General features: G+C 62.0%; 24 protein-coding genes. 4 read left to right on the top strand and 20 right to left on the bottom strand.

Features of this window, described 5'->3' with window-relative positions:
- Nucleotides 1-12: 12 nt before the first annotated feature.
- The 16 genes from HG718_RS00480 to HG718_RS00405 form a co-directional block, all read right to left on the bottom strand.
- Nucleotides 13-852: an exonuclease gene (locus HG718_RS00480; RefSeq protein ID WP_160586579.1), complete on the bottom strand. Its 840-nt coding sequence runs from the start codon at nt 850-852 to the stop codon at nt 13-15.
- Nucleotides 824-1,117, bottom strand: a complete 294-nt coding sequence (locus tag HG718_RS00475; protein WP_170080173.1) for a GIY-YIG nuclease family protein — start codon at nt 1,115-1,117, stop codon at nt 824-826. Before HG718_RS00475 ends, HG718_RS00480 begins: the two co-directional genes overlap by 29 nt.
- A gap of 19 nt (nt 1,118-1,136) precedes the next feature.
- Nucleotides 1,137-3,086 (bottom strand): DNA polymerase, encoded by a 1,950-nt coding sequence (locus tag HG718_RS00470; RefSeq protein WP_160586577.1) that lies wholly within the window; start codon nt 3,084-3,086, stop codon nt 1,137-1,139.
- A complete protein-coding gene (locus tag HG718_RS00465) occupies nt 3,083-3,337 on the bottom strand; it encodes a hypothetical protein (RefSeq protein ID WP_160586576.1) in 255 nt (84 codons plus the stop codon). The genes HG718_RS00470 and HG718_RS00465 overlap by 4 nt, the downstream gene beginning before the upstream one ends.
- Before the next feature lie 48 nt (nt 3,338-3,385).
- The gene (locus HG718_RS00460) at nt 3,386-3,904 is read right to left on the bottom strand and encodes an AAA family ATPase (RefSeq protein ID WP_160586575.1); all 519 of its coding nucleotides are present in this window, start codon (nt 3,902-3,904) and stop codon (nt 3,386-3,388) included.
- Nucleotides 3,905-3,929: 25 nt separating this feature from the next.
- Nucleotides 3,930-5,414, bottom strand: coding sequence for a DnaB-like helicase C-terminal domain-containing protein (locus HG718_RS00455; protein WP_160586574.1), 1,485 nt, complete (start codon nt 5,412-5,414; stop codon nt 3,930-3,932).
- A gap of 164 nt (nt 5,415-5,578) precedes the next feature.
- On the bottom strand, nt 5,579-5,971 hold the full coding sequence (locus HG718_RS00450) for a hypothetical protein (RefSeq protein ID WP_160586573.1): 393 nt from the start codon (nt 5,969-5,971) through the stop codon (nt 5,579-5,581).
- Between the two features lie 2 nt (nt 5,972-5,973).
- Nucleotides 5,974-6,222, bottom strand: coding sequence for a helix-turn-helix domain-containing protein (locus HG718_RS00445; protein ID WP_160586572.1), 249 nt, complete (start codon nt 6,220-6,222; stop codon nt 5,974-5,976).
- A gap of 128 nt (nt 6,223-6,350) precedes the next feature.
- Nucleotides 6,351-7,058, bottom strand: coding sequence for a LysM peptidoglycan-binding domain-containing protein (locus HG718_RS00440; protein ID WP_160586571.1), 708 nt, complete (start codon nt 7,056-7,058; stop codon nt 6,351-6,353).
- A gap of 2 nt (nt 7,059-7,060) precedes the next feature.
- Nucleotides 7,061-7,423 carry a hypothetical protein gene (locus tag HG718_RS00435; protein ID WP_160586570.1) on the bottom strand — a complete coding sequence of 121 codons (363 nt, stop codon included), beginning with the start codon at nt 7,421-7,423 and terminating at the stop codon, nt 7,061-7,063.
- On the bottom strand, nt 7,420-7,632 hold the full coding sequence (locus tag HG718_RS00430; protein ID WP_160586569.1) for a hypothetical protein: 213 nt from the start codon (nt 7,630-7,632) through the stop codon (nt 7,420-7,422). Before HG718_RS00430 ends, HG718_RS00435 begins: the two co-directional genes overlap by 4 nt.
- Nucleotides 7,629-8,099 carry an endodeoxyribonuclease gene (locus tag HG718_RS00425; RefSeq protein WP_160586568.1) on the bottom strand — a complete coding sequence of 157 codons (471 nt, stop codon included), beginning with the start codon at nt 8,097-8,099 and terminating at the stop codon, nt 7,629-7,631. Before HG718_RS00425 ends, HG718_RS00430 begins: the two co-directional genes overlap by 4 nt.
- Nucleotides 8,062-8,685: an ssDNA-binding protein gene (locus tag HG718_RS00420; RefSeq protein WP_160586567.1), complete on the bottom strand. Its 624-nt coding sequence runs from the start codon at nt 8,683-8,685 to the stop codon at nt 8,062-8,064. Before HG718_RS00420 ends, HG718_RS00425 begins: the two co-directional genes overlap by 38 nt.
- An 84-nt stretch (nt 8,686-8,769) precedes the next feature.
- Nucleotides 8,770-9,225 (bottom strand): hypothetical protein, encoded by a 456-nt coding sequence (locus HG718_RS00415; protein WP_160586566.1) that lies wholly within the window; start codon nt 9,223-9,225, stop codon nt 8,770-8,772.
- Nucleotides 9,226-9,417: 192 nt separating this feature from the next.
- Nucleotides 9,418-9,621 (bottom strand): hypothetical protein, encoded by a 204-nt coding sequence (locus tag HG718_RS00410; protein ID WP_160586565.1) that lies wholly within the window; start codon nt 9,619-9,621, stop codon nt 9,418-9,420.
- 67 nt (nt 9,622-9,688) lie between these two features.
- Nucleotides 9,689-12,202, bottom strand: a complete 2,514-nt coding sequence (locus tag HG718_RS00405; protein WP_160586564.1) for a DNA-directed RNA polymerase — start codon at nt 12,200-12,202, stop codon at nt 9,689-9,691.
- Nucleotides 12,203-12,767: 565 nt separating this feature from the next.
- Here HG718_RS00405 and HG718_RS00400 point away from each other — a divergent pair.
- Genes HG718_RS00400 through HG718_RS00390 form a run of 3 tightly spaced genes read left to right on the top strand, consistent with a single transcriptional unit; the run spans nt 12,768 to nt 14,523 of the window.
- Nucleotides 12,768-13,388: an exopolysaccharide biosynthesis protein gene (locus HG718_RS00400; protein ID WP_160586563.1), complete on the top strand. Its 621-nt coding sequence runs from the start codon at nt 12,768-12,770 to the stop codon at nt 13,386-13,388.
- 5 nt (nt 13,389-13,393) lie between these two features.
- Entirely contained in the window at nt 13,394-13,927 is a 534-nt protein-coding gene (locus HG718_RS00395) for a disulfide bond formation protein B (protein WP_244617574.1), read from the top strand.
- The gene (locus tag HG718_RS00390; RefSeq protein WP_244617573.1) at nt 13,924-14,523 is read left to right on the top strand and encodes a demethoxyubiquinone hydroxylase family protein; all 600 of its coding nucleotides are present in this window, start codon (nt 13,924-13,926) and stop codon (nt 14,521-14,523) included. The genes HG718_RS00395 and HG718_RS00390 overlap by 4 nt, the downstream gene beginning before the upstream one ends.
- Nucleotides 14,524-14,529: 6 nt before the next feature.
- Here the strand turns inward: HG718_RS00390 and HG718_RS00385 are convergent, their stop codons facing one another.
- From HG718_RS00385 to HG718_RS00375, 3 genes are all read right to left on the bottom strand, one after another.
- The gene (locus tag HG718_RS00385; protein ID WP_160586781.1) at nt 14,530-15,093 is read right to left on the bottom strand and encodes an HNH endonuclease; all 564 of its coding nucleotides are present in this window, start codon (nt 15,091-15,093) and stop codon (nt 14,530-14,532) included.
- A gap of 164 nt (nt 15,094-15,257) precedes the next feature.
- The gene (locus tag HG718_RS00380; RefSeq protein WP_027839435.1) at nt 15,258-15,908 is read right to left on the bottom strand and encodes an alpha/beta hydrolase; all 651 of its coding nucleotides are present in this window, start codon (nt 15,906-15,908) and stop codon (nt 15,258-15,260) included.
- 19 nt (nt 15,909-15,927) lie between these two features.
- Nucleotides 15,928-16,554 carry a DNA-3-methyladenine glycosylase family protein gene (locus HG718_RS00375; RefSeq protein WP_160586562.1) on the bottom strand — a complete coding sequence of 209 codons (627 nt, stop codon included), beginning with the start codon at nt 16,552-16,554 and terminating at the stop codon, nt 15,928-15,930.
- A gap of 18 nt (nt 16,555-16,572) precedes the next feature.
- Here HG718_RS00375 and gluQRS point away from each other — a divergent pair, with 18 nt between their 5' ends.
- On the top strand, nt 16,573-17,439 hold the full coding sequence (gene gluQRS / locus HG718_RS00370) for a tRNA glutamyl-Q(34) synthetase GluQRS (RefSeq protein WP_160586561.1): 867 nt from the start codon (nt 16,573-16,575) through the stop codon (nt 17,437-17,439).
- Between the two features lie 3 nt (nt 17,440-17,442).
- Here the strand turns inward: gluQRS and HG718_RS00365 are convergent, their stop codons facing one another.
- A complete protein-coding gene (locus tag HG718_RS00365) occupies nt 17,443-18,411 on the bottom strand; it encodes an AEC family transporter (RefSeq protein WP_160586560.1) in 969 nt (322 codons plus the stop codon).
- Nucleotides 18,412-18,472 lie beyond the last annotated feature (61 nt).

Here is an 18,472-nt window from a genome sequence, read left to right as displayed (position 1 = left end):
CTATAGGGGAACCTATTTGTCCGGACTCCACATAATCGGGGTCTTGGACTTGAAGTCGTAGTCGGAGGCCCGGAGGATGCGGGCAACGCGGGCCTGCTGGAGGGCGGCTTCCTCGTTCAATCCAGCCGCCTCATAGTGACTGACCACGGCTTTCCACTTGTCCGAGGTAGGCTCGGCGCGGTAGCGGACCTCAACCTCCCCGATGCGTTTGCCTCGGGTGATGGTGTGCTTGTACGGGACGAGGATTGTCGGCTCCGCGATGATCTTGGAGGCCCGGTCCATGCCGATTCCGGGGCACCCCTTGTAGCCATCGGTCTGATCGCCAGCGAGGGTTTGGATAAGGTGCCAGTCGTCGGCGTCCTCCTGCGTGACCTCGACGATGCCGGTCTCAAGGTCCCGGCAATACAGACAAGGGACTGTCTTCATGTCCTTGTCGATCGACACGATGACCGGCTCCCCGTGCTTCTTACGGAACTTGGGCCAGGTAGCGAGAATGCCGAGGATGTCGTCACCTTCGAGGGTGGGTCGGACCATCGCCCCCATCTCGTCGGCCATCCATTCCTTGATGGCCTTGAGGACAAGCGGGCGCTTGCTCTTTCGGTTGCCCTTGTAGGAGTCGAGGATGTCCTTCCGGAAGTTGTGGGCGTCGTCGGTGAGGCAGAGGGTGTAGCCGTCCGCGTCCAGGGCTTCCATGTAACGGTCGATCTCCGCGACACAGATGTCACGGGCCTCCATCTCGTCAGAGAACCAGGTCCAGTATCCCGGCTCCCATTCGATTGCCGTCTCGGCCACGGCAGCGGCCTTGAAGGCCAGAACGTCACCGTCAATCAGAAGGTGGCGTCGATAGCTCATTCAGTACCTCCCAGGGTGCTGTTTGAAGAACGTGAAGCGCCCTCCCCTCCGACACCTGGAACCACTCACCGCTTACGTGGTGGTCGCGGAGTTCATGGAGGACGGCGCTTTCGGCTGCCAGCCGGTCAGAGAACGGGAGCGCCCCTATGACCTCATAGGCCCGGTAGGGGTCGCCCGTCTGATACTTGCGGCAGCGCTGCTCGTAGTCGGCGGCGGACCCGACCTTCACCATGCCCGGCCACGCCGGGTTCTTGACGAGGTACACGTAGCCCGCCGCCGGGTTGTCAGTGGGTCTCAGCCCAGTTGCGTCCGATGTCATATGCTCCATCGAGCGGGCAGCGGAAATTGAACGCCTCGCCCGCGAGTTGAATAGCCCGCCGGGCGGTCTGTCCGACCATCTCGGCGTGTTGCGGTGAGACCTCCATCTGCCATTCGTCATGCACGTTGGCGACGAACTCGTAGTCCTCGCCGGGCACGAGACCAGCGTCCTGGAGAAGGCCGTCGAGGATGACGAGGCCCTTCTTCATGATGATCGCACCGGCAGACTGGAGGAGAGTGTTGAGGGCAGCGTGTTGGGAGCGGATTGAAAGCCTGCGACCGTCAAGCCCCCGGATGAAGCCCTGCTTCTTGGCTTTGGCCTTGACCTTCTCGGTCAGCTTCCCGAGTGCCGGGAGGTTCTTGAGGAAGGTGGCGCGGGACTTCTTACCGGCCTTGATGATCTCCGCCTCGTCTCCCCGGACTCCCACCGTAGCGCCCAGCTTCCAGTCCCCCGCCCCGTAGATGAAGGCGTAGAACCAGGTCTTGGCGATGTCGCGGCCAGTCTCCTGCTTCCCGTCAATCGGGATGATTTTCTTGGGATCGAGGCCGAGCGCCCGGCAATTCACCGAGTGGTTATCGGTGCCGTCCTCCTTCTTACCCTTGAGGACAACTTCGATGTAGGACCCATTGTCGTACTTAGCCATGTACCCGGCCAGACACCGAAGCTCCAGGGCGTCAGCATCGCAGCCGACTTGCACCTTATCGGGGGGAACCGTGAAGCATTCACGGCACTCATGACCATATGGAGCCTTGCCGCTGGGCACCTGACCGACGTTCGGGAGCATATGGGTCATCCGACCCGTCACCGCTCCGTTGGTGTTCACGCTGCCGTGGATTCGGCCATCCAGACCCACACACTTGAGCCACGCTTGATCCCCCTCGGACAACTGACCAAGGCGCTTGTCGATCATGAAGGTCTCAGCAAGGACCTTGGCCTCCGGGAACGGCAATTGGTTGAGGATGGTTTCATCCACCTTGGGGTGGCCATCGTTCGTAAACTCAATCGGTCGCCACCCCCGCATGACCTTGAGCCATTCTGAGACGTGGATACGACTACCGGGATTGAACGGGGTAAGCTCAACCTTGGTCAGAGGACATCCAGCGACGTAGCCCATCCGGGCGTTGTCACGCTTGGGGACAAACGGCCCCTTCCCCTTGGGACGCCATCGGGGCGGAAATGCCTTCTGGAGTTCGTCCCCCAGTTCCGCGCGGCGGGTCAGGAGCCTGGCGAGCAGGGCCTCTGCTTTCTCGGTATCGAAGCAGAAGCCGTACCGCTCCTGCCGTGCGACGATTGCAGCAACCCGGTGCTCCAGGTCGATCGCTTCCAGCGGGAAGGCAGGCTTGCCGTCAGCCAAAATCTTGCCAGACCTCTCGGTCAGGCGTCTATAGAGGGCCTCAGTGACCTCCACGTCCTGCTCGCAGTAGTCCTGCATCTCAGGGTTCCACGAGGACCAGGCGTCCTCGTTGTCCTGAGCATAGGTGCCCTTGAGGATGCCGAGGCGGAACCCCCAGGTCTCAAGCTTCTGCCCGCCCATCTCCTTCCCGTCGATCCGGGGCAGGCCCTTACGCTCACGCTTGCGGTTGAGGCTGGCGTCCTTCGTCCGGAGGTCGTCGCGGGGATACACGAGACGCGCCCAGACCATGGTGTCCGTGACCTTCCCTTGCGGCGAGAAGCCGGGATACACCTTGGCCAGGGCGGGGATGTCGAACTTGATGATGTTGTGGCCGATGATCTCGTCGGCCCTGGCGAGGAGTTTCACGCCGTCTTCGATGCCAAACCCGTTCTTGATGTAGTGAGGCTGGTCGGCGCAGGAGATCACATGCCCAGTATCGGCGTCCTTGAGGACCAGTGAATGAATGCGGTCGAGTTCGTCAAGGAAGCCGTTGGTCTCACAGTCGAAGAAGTACCGGCTCAAAGCTGGAACGCCTCGACGAAGGGGACCCTGGAGCGGAAGGCGTGGAGGGCTTCCTCATTTCGAGCCGCCTGCTCTAGATCGCGTAGGCCCCACTGAGCAGCGATCAAGTCACGCGCCTGTTCCTGAAAAACATCGGGGTCTTCGTCGGCTAAATACACGCGGCCCCGGACCTTGCCACGGGCCACGGACTGCTGCCTGGAACGGGCCAGGGCTGCACGTTCTCGGTGAGGGAATCTCATGTTCTTGCTCATTTCGCGTCCTCTCGCTGGAGGGACTGTTCCGATATCGGAGCGGATCGGTTAAAGGAAACGCCCGACGATCTTGTCGATCACTTCCGGGTCGGTGGGGTCCATCACGTGGTAGCTGGCCTGGCGGTCGGCACGGGACACGATGGCCCGCACTTTGCGGTCGATCTCGGCGGTCTCGCCCTCGTCCTGGACACGTCCCTCCGGGTCATAAGGAACCCGGCGCTGGAGAATGAAGTTCTCGTTACGGAACGTGCCGTGGAGGTCCTCGACCAGCTTGTGGAAGCTGGGCGGGATGTCGTGTGGCGCGTAAACCGACCCGAGGAGGAGGGGACTATCGGTCACAACCAGGTCCACCCGGCCCACCAAACTCCAAAGGCGGTGGAACTGGAGGCCGGTGACATAGACCTGATTCAGGAGGGCGCGTTTGCGCTCCTCCCAAACCATTTCCTTGGCGACTTCCGTGACCATCTCGACGCTCTTTCCGGCCACCTTGAGGCGGTGGAAGATGGCTGCGGCCAGCGTGGACTTGCCCACGCCGGGGCCACCAAACAAGTTGATAACGGTAGTCATTCGTTCCTCTATCGGATCAATCTGGTTAGAAGGGATCGTCCTCGTCGTCATCATCCGGACCGTTGTCGTCGAAGGCCGTGGTGGTCTCACGGAGTCGGCCCGTATCCGGCTCATAGCCGAGCAGGCAGGCCGGGCCTGTGACGCCGCTGAAACGGTTCTTGAGAACGCGGAGGAGTGTGATGTTGGGGTTGTCGCCCTGCTGGTTGCGCTCCGCCCCGATCACCATGTCGGAGAGCTGGGCGATAGCGTGAGAACCGCGTAGCTGGGATAGGCTGGTCTGTGCGCCGTCCTCGTGGCCCTTCTTCTCGGGACGTTTGAGATGACTGACGACGATCAGGCCGACGCCGGTCTCCTCGACCAAGGTGCGGAGGGCGGTCATCGCGTTGTCGATCATGCGCCGCTCATCCCCGTCACCCATGCCGGATACGACAATGGAAAGGTGATCGAGGATGATCCACCCGCAGCCGCAGGCGCGGGCCAGGTAGCGGACCCGAGACAGAAGGTTGTCCACTTCCGTTGATCCAAAGTGGTCATAGAGGAAACAGCGGCCTGACCCTACGGTGGCCTGGAAGGCTTCCCGGTAGTCAGCCTGAGTGGTCTCCGGCAGTTCCGCGAAGGGCGTGAGGTCAAGGTGCAGGGGCTTGTTCATGTGGATACCCATGAGGCCCTTGGCCGTGCGCTTCTTGGACTCCTCCAGCATGAGGAAGCCGACCGTCTCTCCCTGCTGAATGAGGGAATAGCCGATCTCGCGGACGATGGCAGACTTGCCGATGCCCGAGCCTGCCGTGACCGTAATCAACTCGCGGCGGCGGAGGCCCAACGTCTTCTCGTTGAGACCCTCCCAGGGATACGGGACGGTCTCAACGAACTCGTCGGAGGTAATGTCATCCCAGACATCCCGCCCATCCACGATACCGTCCGGGCGAAATGCCTTGGCACCCCATACGGCGTCCATGACCTTGTGGCCCTGCCCGGCCAACAAGGCTTCGTTGGCATCCTTGAAGTCAGGCATCCGGGCGTAGAACGCCTTACCGGGGGGCAAGATGGAGGCGGCAATCTCGGTCGCCTTACGGCCCGGCTCATCGTTATCGAAGAACAAGACAACCTTCTCGAAGCCGTCCAGCCAGTCGATGGCTCCCTCAACGGCCTTCTTGGCGGAGTCGGCCCCGTTCTTGAGAGACACGACCGGGTACTTGTTTTTCTGGAGTTGGCTCACCGTGAGGGCGTCGATCTCTCCCTCGGTGATGATGACCATGCGGCCACTATCCCGCCAGACGTGCTGACCAAACAGCCCGGCCTTCTTCATCTTCCCGATTGTCAGGAAGTCCTTGTTCTTGAAGCGGAGCTTCTGTGCCACGACCTCTTGGCCGCTCGGATCGTAGTAGTCAGCAACCTGGACCGTTTGGTCCTTGAAGGTGCCGACGCGGTATCCAAAGAGGCGGCACGTGTCCTCGTGGATACCTCGCTTGGCCAGGGGGCGATAATCCCCATGGATGAAGTCTGCGCTCATTCGTCTCCGGGATTTGGAAGGTTCTTCTGACGACCCATCACCACGCTCGTAGTAGTCGCAGCCGGTCGTAAAGCAATACGCATGGCCGTCCGAGTAGCGGGCCAGGTTGTCCCTGGACCCGCACTCAGGGCACGGTTCTTTACCGACGAACTCAGAGTCCACGGTCACACCTTGAGGTGACGGAACTCAGCCTCGTCTTCGTCCTCACCGGGGAAGCGGAAGCAATCGACTTCCCGGAGGTCCTCCATCGTGGCACTCGTCCGCACACTGACGGGGCATACCCATGAGGCACCCTCGGGAGCCGAGAAGTGCTTACAAAACTCAACGATCCGAATACGCATAGCCGGGTCGTAGGTGGACATGCCGATATGCGGGATCGGGTCGCGGAGGTAATTGTACGGCGGCACTTGAGGCCGCAGGGCGAACTTGAGTGTCCGGTGGGTGGTCTCCGGGGGGTTCACCAGGTAGCCCAGCAAACGCTGCGGGTTCTTCTCGTCATAGATAGGGACACGGATGTCCTGCTTGCAGGCGCAGGCTTTCTCACAACACTCCGTCATGGTCACGCCGCCTTCTGGGCCATGGCCTTGGTGTCGATCGAGTAGCGGGTGTAGCGCTGCTTGTTGATCGGGTGGACCGTCCGGACGCGGCGGATGATGTATCCGGTTTCCTCGATGTCGCAGATGCGGCGGGACAGGCTGGCCGATGTGATGCCGTAGTCGAGCATGGCATCGCGGGCCGTGATGTAACCGCGCCGCGTCATGTGGCGGACGATCTTGTTGCAGAGGGGGGACAAACGCGGGTTCGTCATGAGCGTTATCCTTTCCAAGTTGTCTGGTGGATATGCGTGGAACGAAAAAACCCCCGGCCCTCCGGGTGGAGGATCGGGGGCTGCTTCGGGGGAGAGATGTCAGACCTCTAGTAGGTCTAAAGGGGAACCTAAACGGTTACGGTGAGGACCTGGCCGATGCGGATGGTGTCATCCTTGAGGCCGTTGAGGTCCATCAGGTCCTCGACGGACAGGCCGTAAGTGTTGGCCAGTGCCCACAGGGTGTCTCCGTGGACCACAGTGTGCCGCTGAGGCGTTTCTTCCGGTTCCGGAGTGTCTTCCTGCGGCTCGTCTTCCTGAGCCTCCACGGGCTTCGTGGAGCCGCAGGTGTACCACTCGCGGACATCGAAACACGGGCACTCCTTCGGCCCGCCCTTGCCCGCCTTGGCGATGAGGTCTCGGTGGCCCATCACGTTGGCCAGAGGGATGTCGAAATCCTCCATGAGCGCGTCAATCAGCATCCGGAGGGTTTCGAGTTGAGCTTCGGTGGCGTTGTTCTCGGGATTGCCGTCTTCATCAACGCCGCCCACCAGCACAACGCCGATGGACCGCTTGTTCCAGCCCCGGCCCGAGCTTCCCACATGCGCCCCCGGCTCGGAGAACGTGCGGACGCGGGCACCGTCAATCATGCGGGCCTGGAGTTCGTCGGGGCCAAACTTTACGTGGACCTCCGCCTTGCCGTCACGAAGCACGACAATGTGATAGCCGTTCTTCTTGTAGCCTTTCTTGCGGTGGTCGGCGTCGATCCGACCTGCGTTGAAGTCAACGCTCGGGGGCGTGGCCGTCACGTGAACGATGAGATGGTCGAAAGGCAGCATCGCTACTTCTTCTCGTCTGGCTCGTCACGCAGACCGGCCCAGACCATGACCCAGGCATACCAGGGGAGGCCGGTCGAGGCGGGGGCCTGAGAGGACACTGGATGCGTCGGTCGGATGGCCGGGGCAACAGACTTGGGGGCCTGCTTCTTAGGCGATGCCGTAGCTCCGGACAGGAACCGGGCAGCTTTCTCCGGCGCAGTGGGTTTCGGTGCTGTCACCTTCGGCGGCGCGATGCGCGGTGCTTTGTAGATGCGCACGGGCGAGGGCCGGAAGGTTGAGAACGACCGGAAAGACGCAGCCGATGTTGGGAACGATGCGGTCACGACCAGGAAGGCCATGAAGACCGCCATGATTTTCTTGGTCATGCGCGTTTCCTTCGGGTTTTCAGTCGGTGAATGAGAAAGAGGATCGGACCTTCCGCGAGGTACCAAGCGACGACGAGCGGCCAAACAGCCAGGACGAACCAGTCGGTGAGGCCGAGCGTCTCATCGTAAAGCTGTTCCACGATGGTCAGTACGAGGACGGCACCCATCGCGTAGGTAAGCAGGAAGGTCAGGACGTAGAGAATGGTCATGCTCTGGAAGCCCTGATTTGGTTGGGAATGAGGACGCCGCGCTCCGGAATGAGCGGCTCATTCAGCCACTCCTCGGGGATCAGCTTGTCCGCGTAGAGGAAGCCGTTCTTCTCGCACCACATTGCGTAAGTCGTCTTCGACTGCTTGCTGATACGGGTACGGCTGTTCGAGAACACGAACCGAATATCGAGGTCCGGGTGTTCCTTCTGGATCAGTAGGTGCTTCTGACGGTCGGCGGTGAGGAAGCGCCCCTTCGACTCAATGATGATCCCGTTGGGGAGGAGGAAGTCAGGGGTGTACTTCGACTTGCGGGCGGGCTTTTCGTACTCGATCTTGGCTGCCTCGAATTGCACGGGGACGCCCGCGTCTTCGAGCTGCTTCCCGATCTTGCTTTCAAGCCCGCTCCGCCAGCCTTGAGCTACTGCCCGATCAGAAGTCGTCGTCGTCGTCGTCTTCTTCGCCGCCATCAGAGTCCTGATCGGCTTCTTCGTCTTCGTCCTCGAACGTCTCGTCTTCGGAAGCGACGTAGCCTTCCTCGTCCTCGAAGCCGGTATCGAAGGACCCGCCGTCATTGTTCTTGGTGATGAGCTGGACGCCGTTCAGCCAGAGGGCGACACGCTTCACACCGGAGACGACGCACGGGTTCAGCGTCACGCTCACTTTGACCTCATCACCTGCGCGGATTTTGGACTTCGGGATAGCCCCGCGCTTCGCGTCAACGGTCTGGAACGTCTTCTTGGAGGTCTTCGCGGTAATCAGGTACTTGCCCGCGAACTCCTCCTTCGGGTTGCCGTCCTTGTCAGTGCGATCATCGCCATCGGCCAGTGGGAGAACGACCTTCTCCGGCTTCGCCTTCGGCCACTCACGCTTCGCGGCTTCGAGACACTTGGCCTTGAACTTCTCAACGAAGGGGGCGTCCTGATCCACGACCAGGGTGATCTTGTGCTTGTTGTCAGCGTACTTACCCTGAGTGTCGGGCTTTGCAATGTAGGTGTACGCCGCGATGCCCGGACCGATCACCGTGGTAATCAGTTCGCGCTTCTTGTCTGCCATGTTGGCTCCTGCGGTCAGTTAAAACGGATGGATGCGACGGGGGCCGAAGTCCCCGCCGCGTTTCGTGAGAGAGAGAGAAGGGAATTAGTGGAGGGTGACGCCCTCAGGCGCTCCGATGGAGTCCCCGTTGACGGTCATCCAGTCGTCATGGTTCATGATGGCCGGGCCGGAGACCGCGCCCATGGAGACCTCATCACCGGCCTGGAACAGGAATCCGAGGGTAGCCTCGATGGTGTTCTTGAGTTCCTCATCACCGGCCACGACGATCTTGATCTCCATGACCATGTCGTCGCCCAGCGACTGCTGCATGTTGATGCGCTGCATGAAGAAGTGGATCAGGGACCGGATGAACCCCTCCGCACGGAGACCAGCGTCGGTCCCAGCGTCAGGGGCCATCTCATAGAAGCGACGCATGGCGGTCAGATCACCATCAGCGCCAATGCGGACGGAAATCTGGGCATCTGCCAGCGGGGCCTCTGCTTCGTCGGTGATGATGGTGTCGATGCCCGAACCGGAGAGAGTCGTGTTTTCGCTGTTCATTGGGATAGTTCCTTTCGAGGATCAGTGTGTGTAAAAGCGTTCGAGGGTGGGTACGTCATACCCGCGCTCCACCAGTTCGGCGTACAGTGTCAGCGGAATCCTCCGCCCCTGCCGCCACAGGTGGATTGCTCGTGAGAGCGGAGAGCGTTCGTCAGTCATGTTGCTGCTCGTCTTCACTGTCTAAAGGGGAACCTAATTGGACCGGCGAGGCTTGCGCCGCCGACGCCGCCTCGGTTTCCGAGACGTGTCCTTGATGCGCCCGGCCTTGACCAGAGTGTCCCGCACCATCGCCGCCATGTGGCCTCGTTCGGTGCGGGTGAGCTTCGAGCGGTCGAAGCGGTGGCCGTCGATGACAACCTCGTCATAGAGGGCACCGACGCGGATCGTTACCTGCATGAGTGAGAACTCCTTTCGTCTTCACTGTCTAAAGGGGAACCTAATGTTTGCTCCGCTGGGGGAACAATCAGGCGAAAAAGAAGTCGGACTCCTCCACCAGTGCGATGTCGAGGTCGCCCTTGGCTGGGACCGGCGGGAGTTCCCTCCGATCCTCCTGTGACAACATCGCCGCGATCTCCTGCTGGAACTCAGCGAGGACATCGTGCTCCTCGTACATATCCACGAAGGCCCGCCGGAGGCAGACACTCATGAGCTGCACGTCAGTCGCCACGGTTCCGTAGGAGTCGTGGACCAAAGCGAAGTGGCGGAGGCCATTGTCCCGTGCCAGCACAACGAACTGACGCAGGGCGGTGGCGTCCATTGAGTGGACCCAGTTGGGAGCGATGGCCGACGACATCTTGCGCCGGTCGATATCCGGGAGTTCCTCCTGGAGGGAGAGCTTGACGGTCTCCCCGTCAATGATGGTCTTGACCCGGTTCTCCTTCATCTGGGCGTAGCGCTGCTCGACATAGAAGCCGTCAGGCGTGGTCCACGAAATGGGGAGACCCTCCTTGGCACCGTACCGTGCGGTCTTCTGGAGCCACTCCATGGCATCGGAAGCGCCCCGCACGGTGTCCTCGATGGCCCCCCATACAATCGGGGTCAGGAAGCTGGCGGCTTCCCACCACCCCTCTGCCTCGATCTCCCGATCATGGACGACCTTGGAGTGAGCGAAGGGAGATTGCCCCGGCTCCGCGATGGAGCGGAGACCCTCCTCGATGTAGTCCCGTGCGGAATACTGGGTCAGCCCGTAGGGCAGGCACATGACGGCCTTCTTCGTGACCTTCCGGTTGATCCCGAAGTCGAGGAGCTTGCGGGCCATCCACTCCGGGGACCCCGGCTCGCCTTCTGCTCCGTTGTGGGAACAAAGAAGACGCAATTCGGCCTTGGCCTTCTCCGCGACCAGCCCATAGATGTCCTGCGGGACCTCCGATGGGATCAGGTTCACGGCAGCGCCCCCCTCCGGATCACGTAGGGCAGCCGAGTAGTGCTGGAGACCGTTGCACGAGCCGTCCAGATTGACCGGTAGGGACGAGACGAACGACGCGCCTTCCCGCAGATACCCGGCCCACTCAAAGCAGAAGGCCAGGAACTGCCAGGGCTTGTCGGCCTCCCCCCAGAAGGCAATGGACTCTGGTGCCCAAGGGTCCTCGTCCACAGCCATGATCTGCGCGGAGCGATCCTCGATCCACGTGATCCGCTCCTCAAGGGATACCTTGTCCTCGCCATAGACGTTGGCCCCGTGGATGGCCAGCCAGCCAGCGCCGGGACCGTCTCCAATGGGCTTGCCATGGGCGAAGGTGAGCAGAGCCTTGGCATAGTCCGGACCCTGCGGGTTGAGGAACAGGGGGACAGCGTAGGCGCGGCCCCGGAAGTCAAGCTGATACGGGAAGAACACTTCCGGATACTCCGCAAACTGCTCGGCAAGACGGGCCGTGCGACGGACCTGCATCCGCTTCGACCGGATGCGCAGGTTCTCCCCATAGACACGGGACGCCCGCTTCTTCCACTCCTTCTTGGCGTCGTCGTTGGTGTCGATGTCCTCCGGGACCGGTGGGAGGTCAAGGTCCTCGACCGGAGGCAGGCTGCCGATCTCCAGGTTGGTCTCAAGGGCCTCCTTGAGGACCGACAGGACCCGTCCGTTCACCTTCCACGGGGTCTCCTGCATCGCATTGATGGCGTCATAGACCTCGGGCATGTCGATCTCGGCCAGTTCCTCCAGATAGTGCCGGTTGTGACTCTTGACGAGGGGGATGCGGCGGAGGAACCCGCTCCAATAACCCCCATTCCACGGGTTGGACCAACGCTTCGGCGGGCAGACCATGGGCCAATACTTTGGGGCCATGAGTTCGAGGTTCGCGTTGGCCCGGTCGATCCACTCGATCGCCTGCGGCGTCGGCTGGATGACGTACTGGGTCTCCTTGATCCCCACGGTCATCCGCTTGACCTCGATGAAGCCGGTCACGTTGCGGACCATCTCGATCAGGAGGGTCCCCAGATGCAGCTTGTCCCGCTTGGGCCAGTTGTCCCATGAGACGTTGTTGCGGTTGGCCATGAGCCGGAGGAGCGTCTTCTTGCGCTCACGGTTCTGGGCACGGGCGGCGCTGAGGCGCTTCTGGGAGGCGTCGAAATCGGCTCGTGCCTCCTCCCGGAACTTCCGGAAACGAAGCTCATCCTCGATGGACGTGGCGATGGCCAAGGCCGTCTTGGTGAAGACCGCCCCGGCCCCGGTGAACTTGTCGAGGATTTCCTTGAGGGCCAGGTACGCGGCCACGTCAGCCTCGATCTGGGTGAGGTACTTCACGGCCAGGTGCTTACGCCCCGGACGACCCGACTGAGCCTTCTCCAGCCATTCGGTGATCGCTTCGGCCACCGGCAGGACTGAGTGCTTGAGGATGTGGCGGCCATACCCGGTCTCCGCCTCGCGTCCCTCCGCACGGGCAGCCTCGATCTCCTTATAGAAGGCGTCGCGGGTGGCCACGGCCATGGCCTCCTCAAGTTCAAGCTGCGTGTCCTTCATGGGGTGGATGTATTCGGCCATAGCTTCTCTCTCCTCTGCTTTAGGCACGACTTCGGGTCTCCTTAAGGGGTCTTAAGGGGCACCTTTAGTTCTCTTAATGATCTCTAAGAGGGGATCGGACAGGGGGGGACTAGGCCTATAGGGGAACCTAATTCCCGATGGCATCGTCCGCGTACTGCGCAATCCATATAGGGGAACCTAATGTCACCAGTGACCGGCACCGGCTGTTCCGTCACCACAATCTGTTCCCTTAGAGGAACAAAGGGTGGAAAGAAAAACCCCAGGCAGAAAGCCTAGGGTTTCCCTCAGTTCTCGTGATTGTTCCCCGAAGGGAAATGGAGCATGTCAGATTTTGAGTCTGCCGCGTCTACCAATTCCGCCACAGGGGCTAGTGCGTGACACCATCTGTCATAAAGACGATGGATCACATTGACGCCACGAAGGGAGCGGCATCATAGGGACGTGGGAAACGGCGTCAATCAGCCATTAGGTCCGCCAATGCGTCACCATGCGGCATTCGACGCAGGGCGGAAGCGCTGTTAGCCTCCCTCCCGCGCAATCATCCGCATACCGGACATGGGCCGTGATGACCGAAACTGGCGAGCCGAAACAGACATCCCAATTGCTCGACGAAGCCATTGCGGCCTTCGAGGGCGACAGCGTGCCCCTTGGTGCGCTGCTGGATGCGCTTGCCGAGCGGGCATTCGGCATGGTGCTGCTGGTGCTGGCCCTGCCCTGCGCAATCCCTTTCCTCTACGGCGTGCCGCAGATCATGTCGCTGCCGATGGTCTTCGTGGCCGTCCAGCTGGCGGCGGGACGTCATACGCTCTGGCTGCCGGAGAGCCTGCGCCGCCGCACCATCGGCAAGGCGAACCTGACCGACATGATGGACAAGGCGCGCCCCTGGCTGCGCCGCTTCGAGCGCATCAGCCGACCCCGGCTGGGCTTTCTCACCAAGAGCCCGATGGAACAGGTGGTGGGCCTGCTTTTCGTGCTTTTCTCTCTCACCATCATGATCCCCCTGCCGGCAACCAACACGGTGCCGGGCATCGCCATCGCGATTGCCTCCCTCGGCTTCATCGAGCGAGACGGGGTGCTGGTGGTGCTGGGATCCCTCCTCGGTATCGCCTGGACGCTGTTCCTGGTGAGCGTGGCCGGCGGCGCCGTGGCGCTGATCTCGGACGCTGTGAACGCGATCGGAGCCTGACCCCCATGATGAAGCGTCTTCTGGCCATGATCCCGCCCCGCCGCGCCCCGCTCGTGACGCTGACCATTGTGCTGGCCACCATTGCGGGCTTTCTGGTTTTCGAGCACCTGCTGGGATATGTGCCCTGCGCCCTGTGCCTCGAACAGCGGTGGCCCTACTACATTGCCCTTCCGATTATCCTGGCGGCCTGGTTCGTATCCCGCGAAGCCAATCTCGGGCGCTGGCCGACCTGGCTGATGGCACTGGTAGGCGTCATTTTCGTTGTCAGCGCCATTCTGGGCCTGCGCCATGCGGGCGTTGAATGGGGCTGGTGGGAAGGTCCGGCTGATTGCGGCGGCGGCGCCGGGGCGATGTCCGGCTCGATCGCCGATCTCAATGCCGCCCTCTCCGGCAACACAACCATTGTGCCGTGCGACAAAGCTGCCTGGCGCTTTCTTGGCATTTCACTGGCGGGATATAACTTTCTTATCTCACTGGCACTGGCGGCAGTGAGCTTCATTCCCGCCTATGCGGCCTGGAAGGAAAGGCACGAAACATGACCGCATCTGCGTCAAAAACCGCGACAGCGAAGACGATGTCGAGCGCTGACCTCGCTGGCAATGCGGTCATCAAGCGCCGACTGCACGAGATGATCCGTGTGGACCATGCAGGGGAGTCCGGTGCCGTCCGCATTTATGAGGGCCAGCTTGCCGTGTTCCGTGCCGCCAAGCCACGCGCCAAGATCGTGCAGGATCTGGAGCACATGGCGGAAGACGAGGAAATCCACCTCGACGCCTTCAATAAGGTGGTGACCGAAGAAGGCGTGCGGCCGACGCTGATGAACCCTATCTGGGGCGCCGCCGGCTTCGCCATGGGCGCTGTGACAGCACTGATGGGGGAAAAAGCAGCCCATGCCTGCACGGCGGCCGTGGAAGAAGTGATCGACGAACACTACCAGGCCCAAATCCGTGAACTGGACCAGGAAGGCGCAGAACCGGAGCTGCGCGACATGGTGGAGAAGTTCCGTCTCGAGGAGATCGAGCACAAGGAAAAGGCCATCGCGGAAGGGGCAGAAGAAACGCCCGGCTACCCGGTCCTCTCCGGAGCCATCAAGGCCGCTTGCCGCCTGGCCATCCGCGTATCTGAAAAGATCTGACCCGGCCTACGGCTCGAGTTCGCTATCCCAGTAAAGATAATCCTGCCAGCTCTCATGCAGGTAGTTGGGCGGGAAGGCGCGCCCATTGTGGTGCAGCTCGTGAACTGTCGGGCGGATCGGCGACTCGTAGGGGATCATACCGATCTCGGTGGGCAGCTTGTTGGCCTTACGCAGATTGCAGGGGCTGCAGGCAGCAACCACATTGTCCCAGGTGGTAAGACCGCCGCGCGAGCGCGGGATGACATGATCGAAGGTCAGTTCGCTGCGGGCACCGCAATACTGACAGGAGAACTTGTCGCGCAGGAACACGTTGAAGCGTGTGAACGCCGGGTAGCGCGCGGGCTTCACATAGGTCTTGAGCGACACCACGCTGGGCAGCTGCATCTCGAAGGAGGGGCTGCTGACAGCACGGTCGTAGTGATCAAGGATGTTTACCCGGTCGAGGAAGACAGCCTTGATGGTGTCCTGCCAGGACCAGAGGGAGAGAGGGTAGTAGCTGAGCGGCCGATAGTCCGCATTCAGCACAAGGGCCGGGCAACTCTCAGGCGATACCTGGCCTGATCGCACCATTTGGGTATGCACCGCAACTGGCCTCCTGACCCTTCAAGTCAATCTGCAGAACCAGACTAGCGTGATTCTCGCCTCGTCCAATTCGCGCTGGACCATACAATATCTTGTATGACGCCCTTATGACTCTATACCGATCGTGGCCGGAGGGAAGCCCCTTGCGACTGTCAGGCAAAACAGTCGGCAATGAAGCGGCCGCCGAGCTCCAGCCCTTCCGGGTCGATGCCGTGGCCGACACCGCGCGCCACATGCCAGCGCACCGCAAAATCCGCGTCGCCCAGCGCACCGGCAGCAGCATGCATGGCCTGGACCGGCAGCATGTCATCCGCGTCACCATGAATGAGCATGACCGGCGGCCGGGAGGGCACATCAGCCAGCTTTTCGGGCGCCACCAGCGCACCTGAATATCCGAGAATGCCGACCGGTCCCGGCACCCGCCGCGTCCCCACATGCAGGGACATCATGGTGCCTTGCGAAAAGCCGACCAGCGCCAGCCGGGAACCATCCAGCCCATTGGCCTCAAGTTCCTGATCGATAAAGGCATCAAGCAGCGGCGCCGCACTTTCAACGCCCTTGAGCAGTTCCACAGGATCAAGGCGGGTGATGGGAAACCACTGATAGCCCATCGGGTTGCCGTCGCAGCGCTGCGGACCGTTGGGGGCCACGAATGCCGCCGACGGCATCAATGTGCGCCAGTGATTACCAAGCGCGATCAGGTCGTTGCCGTCCGCGCCATAGCCATGCACGAGCACCACCAGCCGGTCGGCGGGTCCGCCATTGGCGGGAGCAAGACGGGGACCATCCAGTTCGGAGGACATGTGAGGCTTCCTTGCAGGTCTAAACGGGCGGCACGGAGTAATAGGCCCACAGGACGCGGGCGGCTACCCCACGATGGGGCTGCCAGCGGCGCGCGATCTTGAGGAGCCCTTCCGCATCCGGACGGGTGCGCTTGTTCAAAAGGCGTTGAGCGGCAGCCTGCAGGGCAAGATCACCGGCAGGAAACACATCCGGCCTGCCAAGGCCCATCAGCAGATAGATGTCCGCAGTCCACGGACCAATGCCCTTGACCGCGACAAGCTGCTCATGCGCTTCCCGGTCATCCATGCGGGACAGGCGCTTGAGATCGAGCGAGCCCTCCGCCACAGCTTCAGCCGTGGCGCGAAGATAGCGTTGCTTGGGGCGTGAAAGGCCCATTGCGCGCAAGTCTTCATCGGTATGGGCGATCACCGCATCCGCCGTTACCTCGCCCAGCCCCTGCTCAACCCGGGACCAGATGGCCGCCGCACTGGCGACAGACAATTGCTGCCCGACCAGGATGCGCGCCAGGGTCTCAAACCCAGCGGGACGGCGGCGTAAAGGCGGCGGGCCGCCGCAGACATCCAATGCCTCAGCCATATGCGCGCATTGGTCGGCCAATGCCTCACACGCGGCAGCAACGTCCTTGTTTGTCCGTATGGTGCTCATGAATGCTATTAGTGGCCCATGACGATACGCCTGGCTACCCGCTTCGCACCCAGCCCGAACGGACACCTGCATCCCGGCCACGCCTTCTCGGCGCTGACCGCATGGGATTGGGCGTGCGCCCATGATGCACGGTTCATCCTCCGCATCGAAGATACGGACCGGACCCGCAGCCGACGTGAATTTGAAACATCCCAGATCGAAGACCTGCGCTGGCTTGGACTTGACTGGGAAGAGCCTGTCCGCCGCCAGTCAGACCATCTGCCCGACTATGAGAGAGGTCTTGATAGGCTGCGTGACCTCGGCCTTGTCTATCCCTGCTTCTGCACCCGCAAGGACATCAGCGCTTCCGCCCTTGCCCCGCACGGGCCGGACGGCGTGATCTATCCCGGCACCTGCAGGGGGCTGCCGAAGGATGTGCGGGACACAAAACAGGCTGAGGGGATGGCTTTCGCGCTGCGCCTCGATGTGGCGCGGGCAGTGGAGGTGGCCGAGAGGCTTTCCGGCAATCGCCTGACCTTCACCGAGGAAGGCGCTGGCCCGGACGGCGAGACAGGCAGACTGCCGGTTGACCCCCGCCCCATGGGCGACGCGGTGCTGGCACGCAAGGATGGTGTCATCGCCTATCACCTCGCCGTGGTGATGGACGATGCAGCGCAGGGCATTACCCATGTCATCCGCGGACAGGACCTGTTTTTCGCGACCCCCCTGCACAGGGTCCTGCAGGTGCTGCTGGACCTGCCCGAACCGCGTTACCGGCATCACGGATTGATCCTGGACGAGACGGGCGAGCGGATGGCCAAGCGGCGCGGGTCCAAATCCCTGGCGGACCTGAGAGCGGAAGGCAAGACGCCGGATGACATACGCCGCATGGTGGGGCTGGCCTGATCGTCAGAAAGTCAGCGCCCAGGTCAGCACCGCCGACAGCGTGATCAGCGACAGGCCTGTGGTGAGCACCACCGCGCTTGAGGCAGCCCCCGGCGCCGCCTGATAGCGGTTGGCCATGATGAATGTGTAAACCCCCGACGGCACCGCCGCCATGACAGTGGCGACCTTGAGCCACATCACTGGCAGCGCGAATACATAGCTCCCGAGCGCAAAGACGATCAGCGGGTGCAGACCGAGCTTGATCACCGCAATTTGCGACGCCGCCCCGACCGAGCGGCGGATTTCGTAGCGCGACAGGGTGGCGCCCATGGCAAACAGTGCACAGGGGATGCCGGCCTGTCCCAGCTTCTCAAGCACCCCGTCCACCGGCCCCGGCAGGGTGAGCCCGGTCTGCCCGAAGATGACGCCGGAGCCGAGCGCCCAGATCAGCGGATTGCGGGCCATGCCCTTGAGACTGTCGAGCAGGATGCGCTTCGGGTCGGGCCGCGCGGTGCCGTCATGGCGCTCCGCCGCCTGCGCCATTTCAAGCAGGAAAGTGCAGATGGTGAACACCGTGAGCCCGTGAAAGGCGAGGATCAGAAAAAGTGGTACCGACGCCTCATCCCCGAATGCGACGAGAATGATTGGTATGCCGAGCATCACCGTGTTGGAGAAGCCGCCGCCGAAGCCGATGATGATCGCATCCTTGAAGGGCCGCCTCAGCAAGGCCATGGCCACGGCGATACCAATGGCCCAGACGATCAGGATGCCGCCGTAATAGCTGCCCCACAGCCCCCAGGGCAGCGTATCGGGAATGTCCGTATTCGCCAGCGCTCGGAACAGGAGCGCCGGAATGGCAAAGGTGAAAACGAACTTGTCCAGCCCGTCCGTCGCGCTGTCGGAAAACCAGCCGAACCGGGCCGCCACATAACCGACCACCACCACGCCGAAGACGGGCAGCACGAGGGAATAGGCAACATCGAGCATGGGCATGGGAGGCTTCCTTGGGCAGCGCGCTGCATTTCCGGCGCAGGAACACGCAAACGGCCCCGCG

The sequence above is a fragment of the Pyruvatibacter mobilis genome (genome assembly GCF_012848855.1).
GTDB lineage: Bacteria > Pseudomonadota > Alphaproteobacteria > CGMCC-115125 > CGMCC-115125 > Pyruvatibacter > Pyruvatibacter mobilis.
This window is presented reverse-complemented; position numbering and strand designations above follow the sequence as displayed.

Bases quoted from the DNA above. Each gene is read 5' to 3' on its own strand.
- HG718_RS00480 (WP_160586579.1), bottom strand. From the start codon at position 852: ATGAGCTATCGACGCCACCTTCTGATTGACGGTGACGTTCTGGCCTTC.
- HG718_RS00465 (WP_160586576.1), bottom strand. From the start codon at position 3,337: ATGAGCAAGAACATGAGATTCCCTCACCGAGAACGTGCAGCCCTGGCC.
- HG718_RS00460 (WP_160586575.1), bottom strand. From the start codon at position 3,904: ATGACTACCGTTATCAACTTGTTTGGTGGCCCCGGCGTGGGCAAGTCC.
- HG718_RS00455 (WP_160586574.1), bottom strand. From the start codon at position 5,414: ATGAGCGCAGACTTCATCCATGGGGATTATCGCCCCCTGGCCAAGCGA.
- HG718_RS00450 (WP_160586573.1), bottom strand. From the start codon at position 5,971: ATGACGGAGTGTTGTGAGAAAGCCTGCGCCTGCAAGCAGGACATCCGT.
- HG718_RS00445 (WP_160586572.1), bottom strand. From the start codon at position 6,222: ATGACGAACCCGCGTTTGTCCCCCCTCTGCAACAAGATCGTCCGCCAC.
- HG718_RS00440 (WP_160586571.1), bottom strand. From the start codon at position 7,058: ATGCTGCCTTTCGACCATCTCATCGTTCACGTGACGGCCACGCCCCCG.
- HG718_RS00435 (WP_160586570.1), bottom strand. From the start codon at position 7,423: ATGACCAAGAAAATCATGGCGGTCTTCATGGCCTTCCTGGTCGTGACC.
- HG718_RS00430 (WP_160586569.1), bottom strand. From the start codon at position 7,632: ATGACCATTCTCTACGTCCTGACCTTCCTGCTTACCTACGCGATGGGT.
- HG718_RS00425 (WP_160586568.1), bottom strand. From the start codon at position 8,099: ATGGCGGCGAAGAAGACGACGACGACGACGACTTCTGATCGGGCAGTA.
- HG718_RS00420 (WP_160586567.1), bottom strand. From the start codon at position 8,685: ATGGCAGACAAGAAGCGCGAACTGATTACCACGGTGATCGGTCCGGGC.
- HG718_RS00415 (WP_160586566.1), bottom strand. From the start codon at position 9,225: ATGAACAGCGAAAACACGACTCTCTCCGGTTCGGGCATCGACACCATC.
- HG718_RS00410 (WP_160586565.1), bottom strand. From the start codon at position 9,621: ATGCAGGTAACGATCCGCGTCGGTGCCCTCTATGACGAGGTTGTCATC.
- HG718_RS00405 (WP_160586564.1), bottom strand. From the start codon at position 12,202: ATGGCCGAATACATCCACCCCATGAAGGACACGCAGCTTGAACTTGAG.
- HG718_RS00400 (WP_160586563.1), top strand. From the start codon at position 12,768: ATGACCGAAACTGGCGAGCCGAAACAGACATCCCAATTGCTCGACGAA.
- HG718_RS00395 (WP_244617574.1), top strand. From the start codon at position 13,394: ATGATGAAGCGTCTTCTGGCCATGATCCCGCCCCGCCGCGCCCCGCTC.
- HG718_RS00390 (WP_244617573.1), top strand. From the start codon at position 13,924: ATGACCGCATCTGCGTCAAAAACCGCGACAGCGAAGACGATGTCGAGC.
- HG718_RS00385 (WP_160586781.1), bottom strand. From the start codon at position 15,093: ATGGTGCGATCAGGCCAGGTATCGCCTGAGAGTTGCCCGGCCCTTGTG.
- HG718_RS00380 (WP_027839435.1), bottom strand. From the start codon at position 15,908: ATGTCCTCCGAACTGGATGGTCCCCGTCTTGCTCCCGCCAATGGCGGA.
- HG718_RS00375 (WP_160586562.1), bottom strand. From the start codon at position 16,554: ATGAGCACCATACGGACAAACAAGGACGTTGCTGCCGCGTGTGAGGCA.
- gluQRS (WP_160586561.1), top strand. From the start codon at position 16,573: ATGACGATACGCCTGGCTACCCGCTTCGCACCCAGCCCGAACGGACAC.
- HG718_RS00365 (WP_160586560.1), bottom strand. From the start codon at position 18,411: ATGCCCATGCTCGATGTTGCCTATTCCCTCGTGCTGCCCGTCTTCGGC.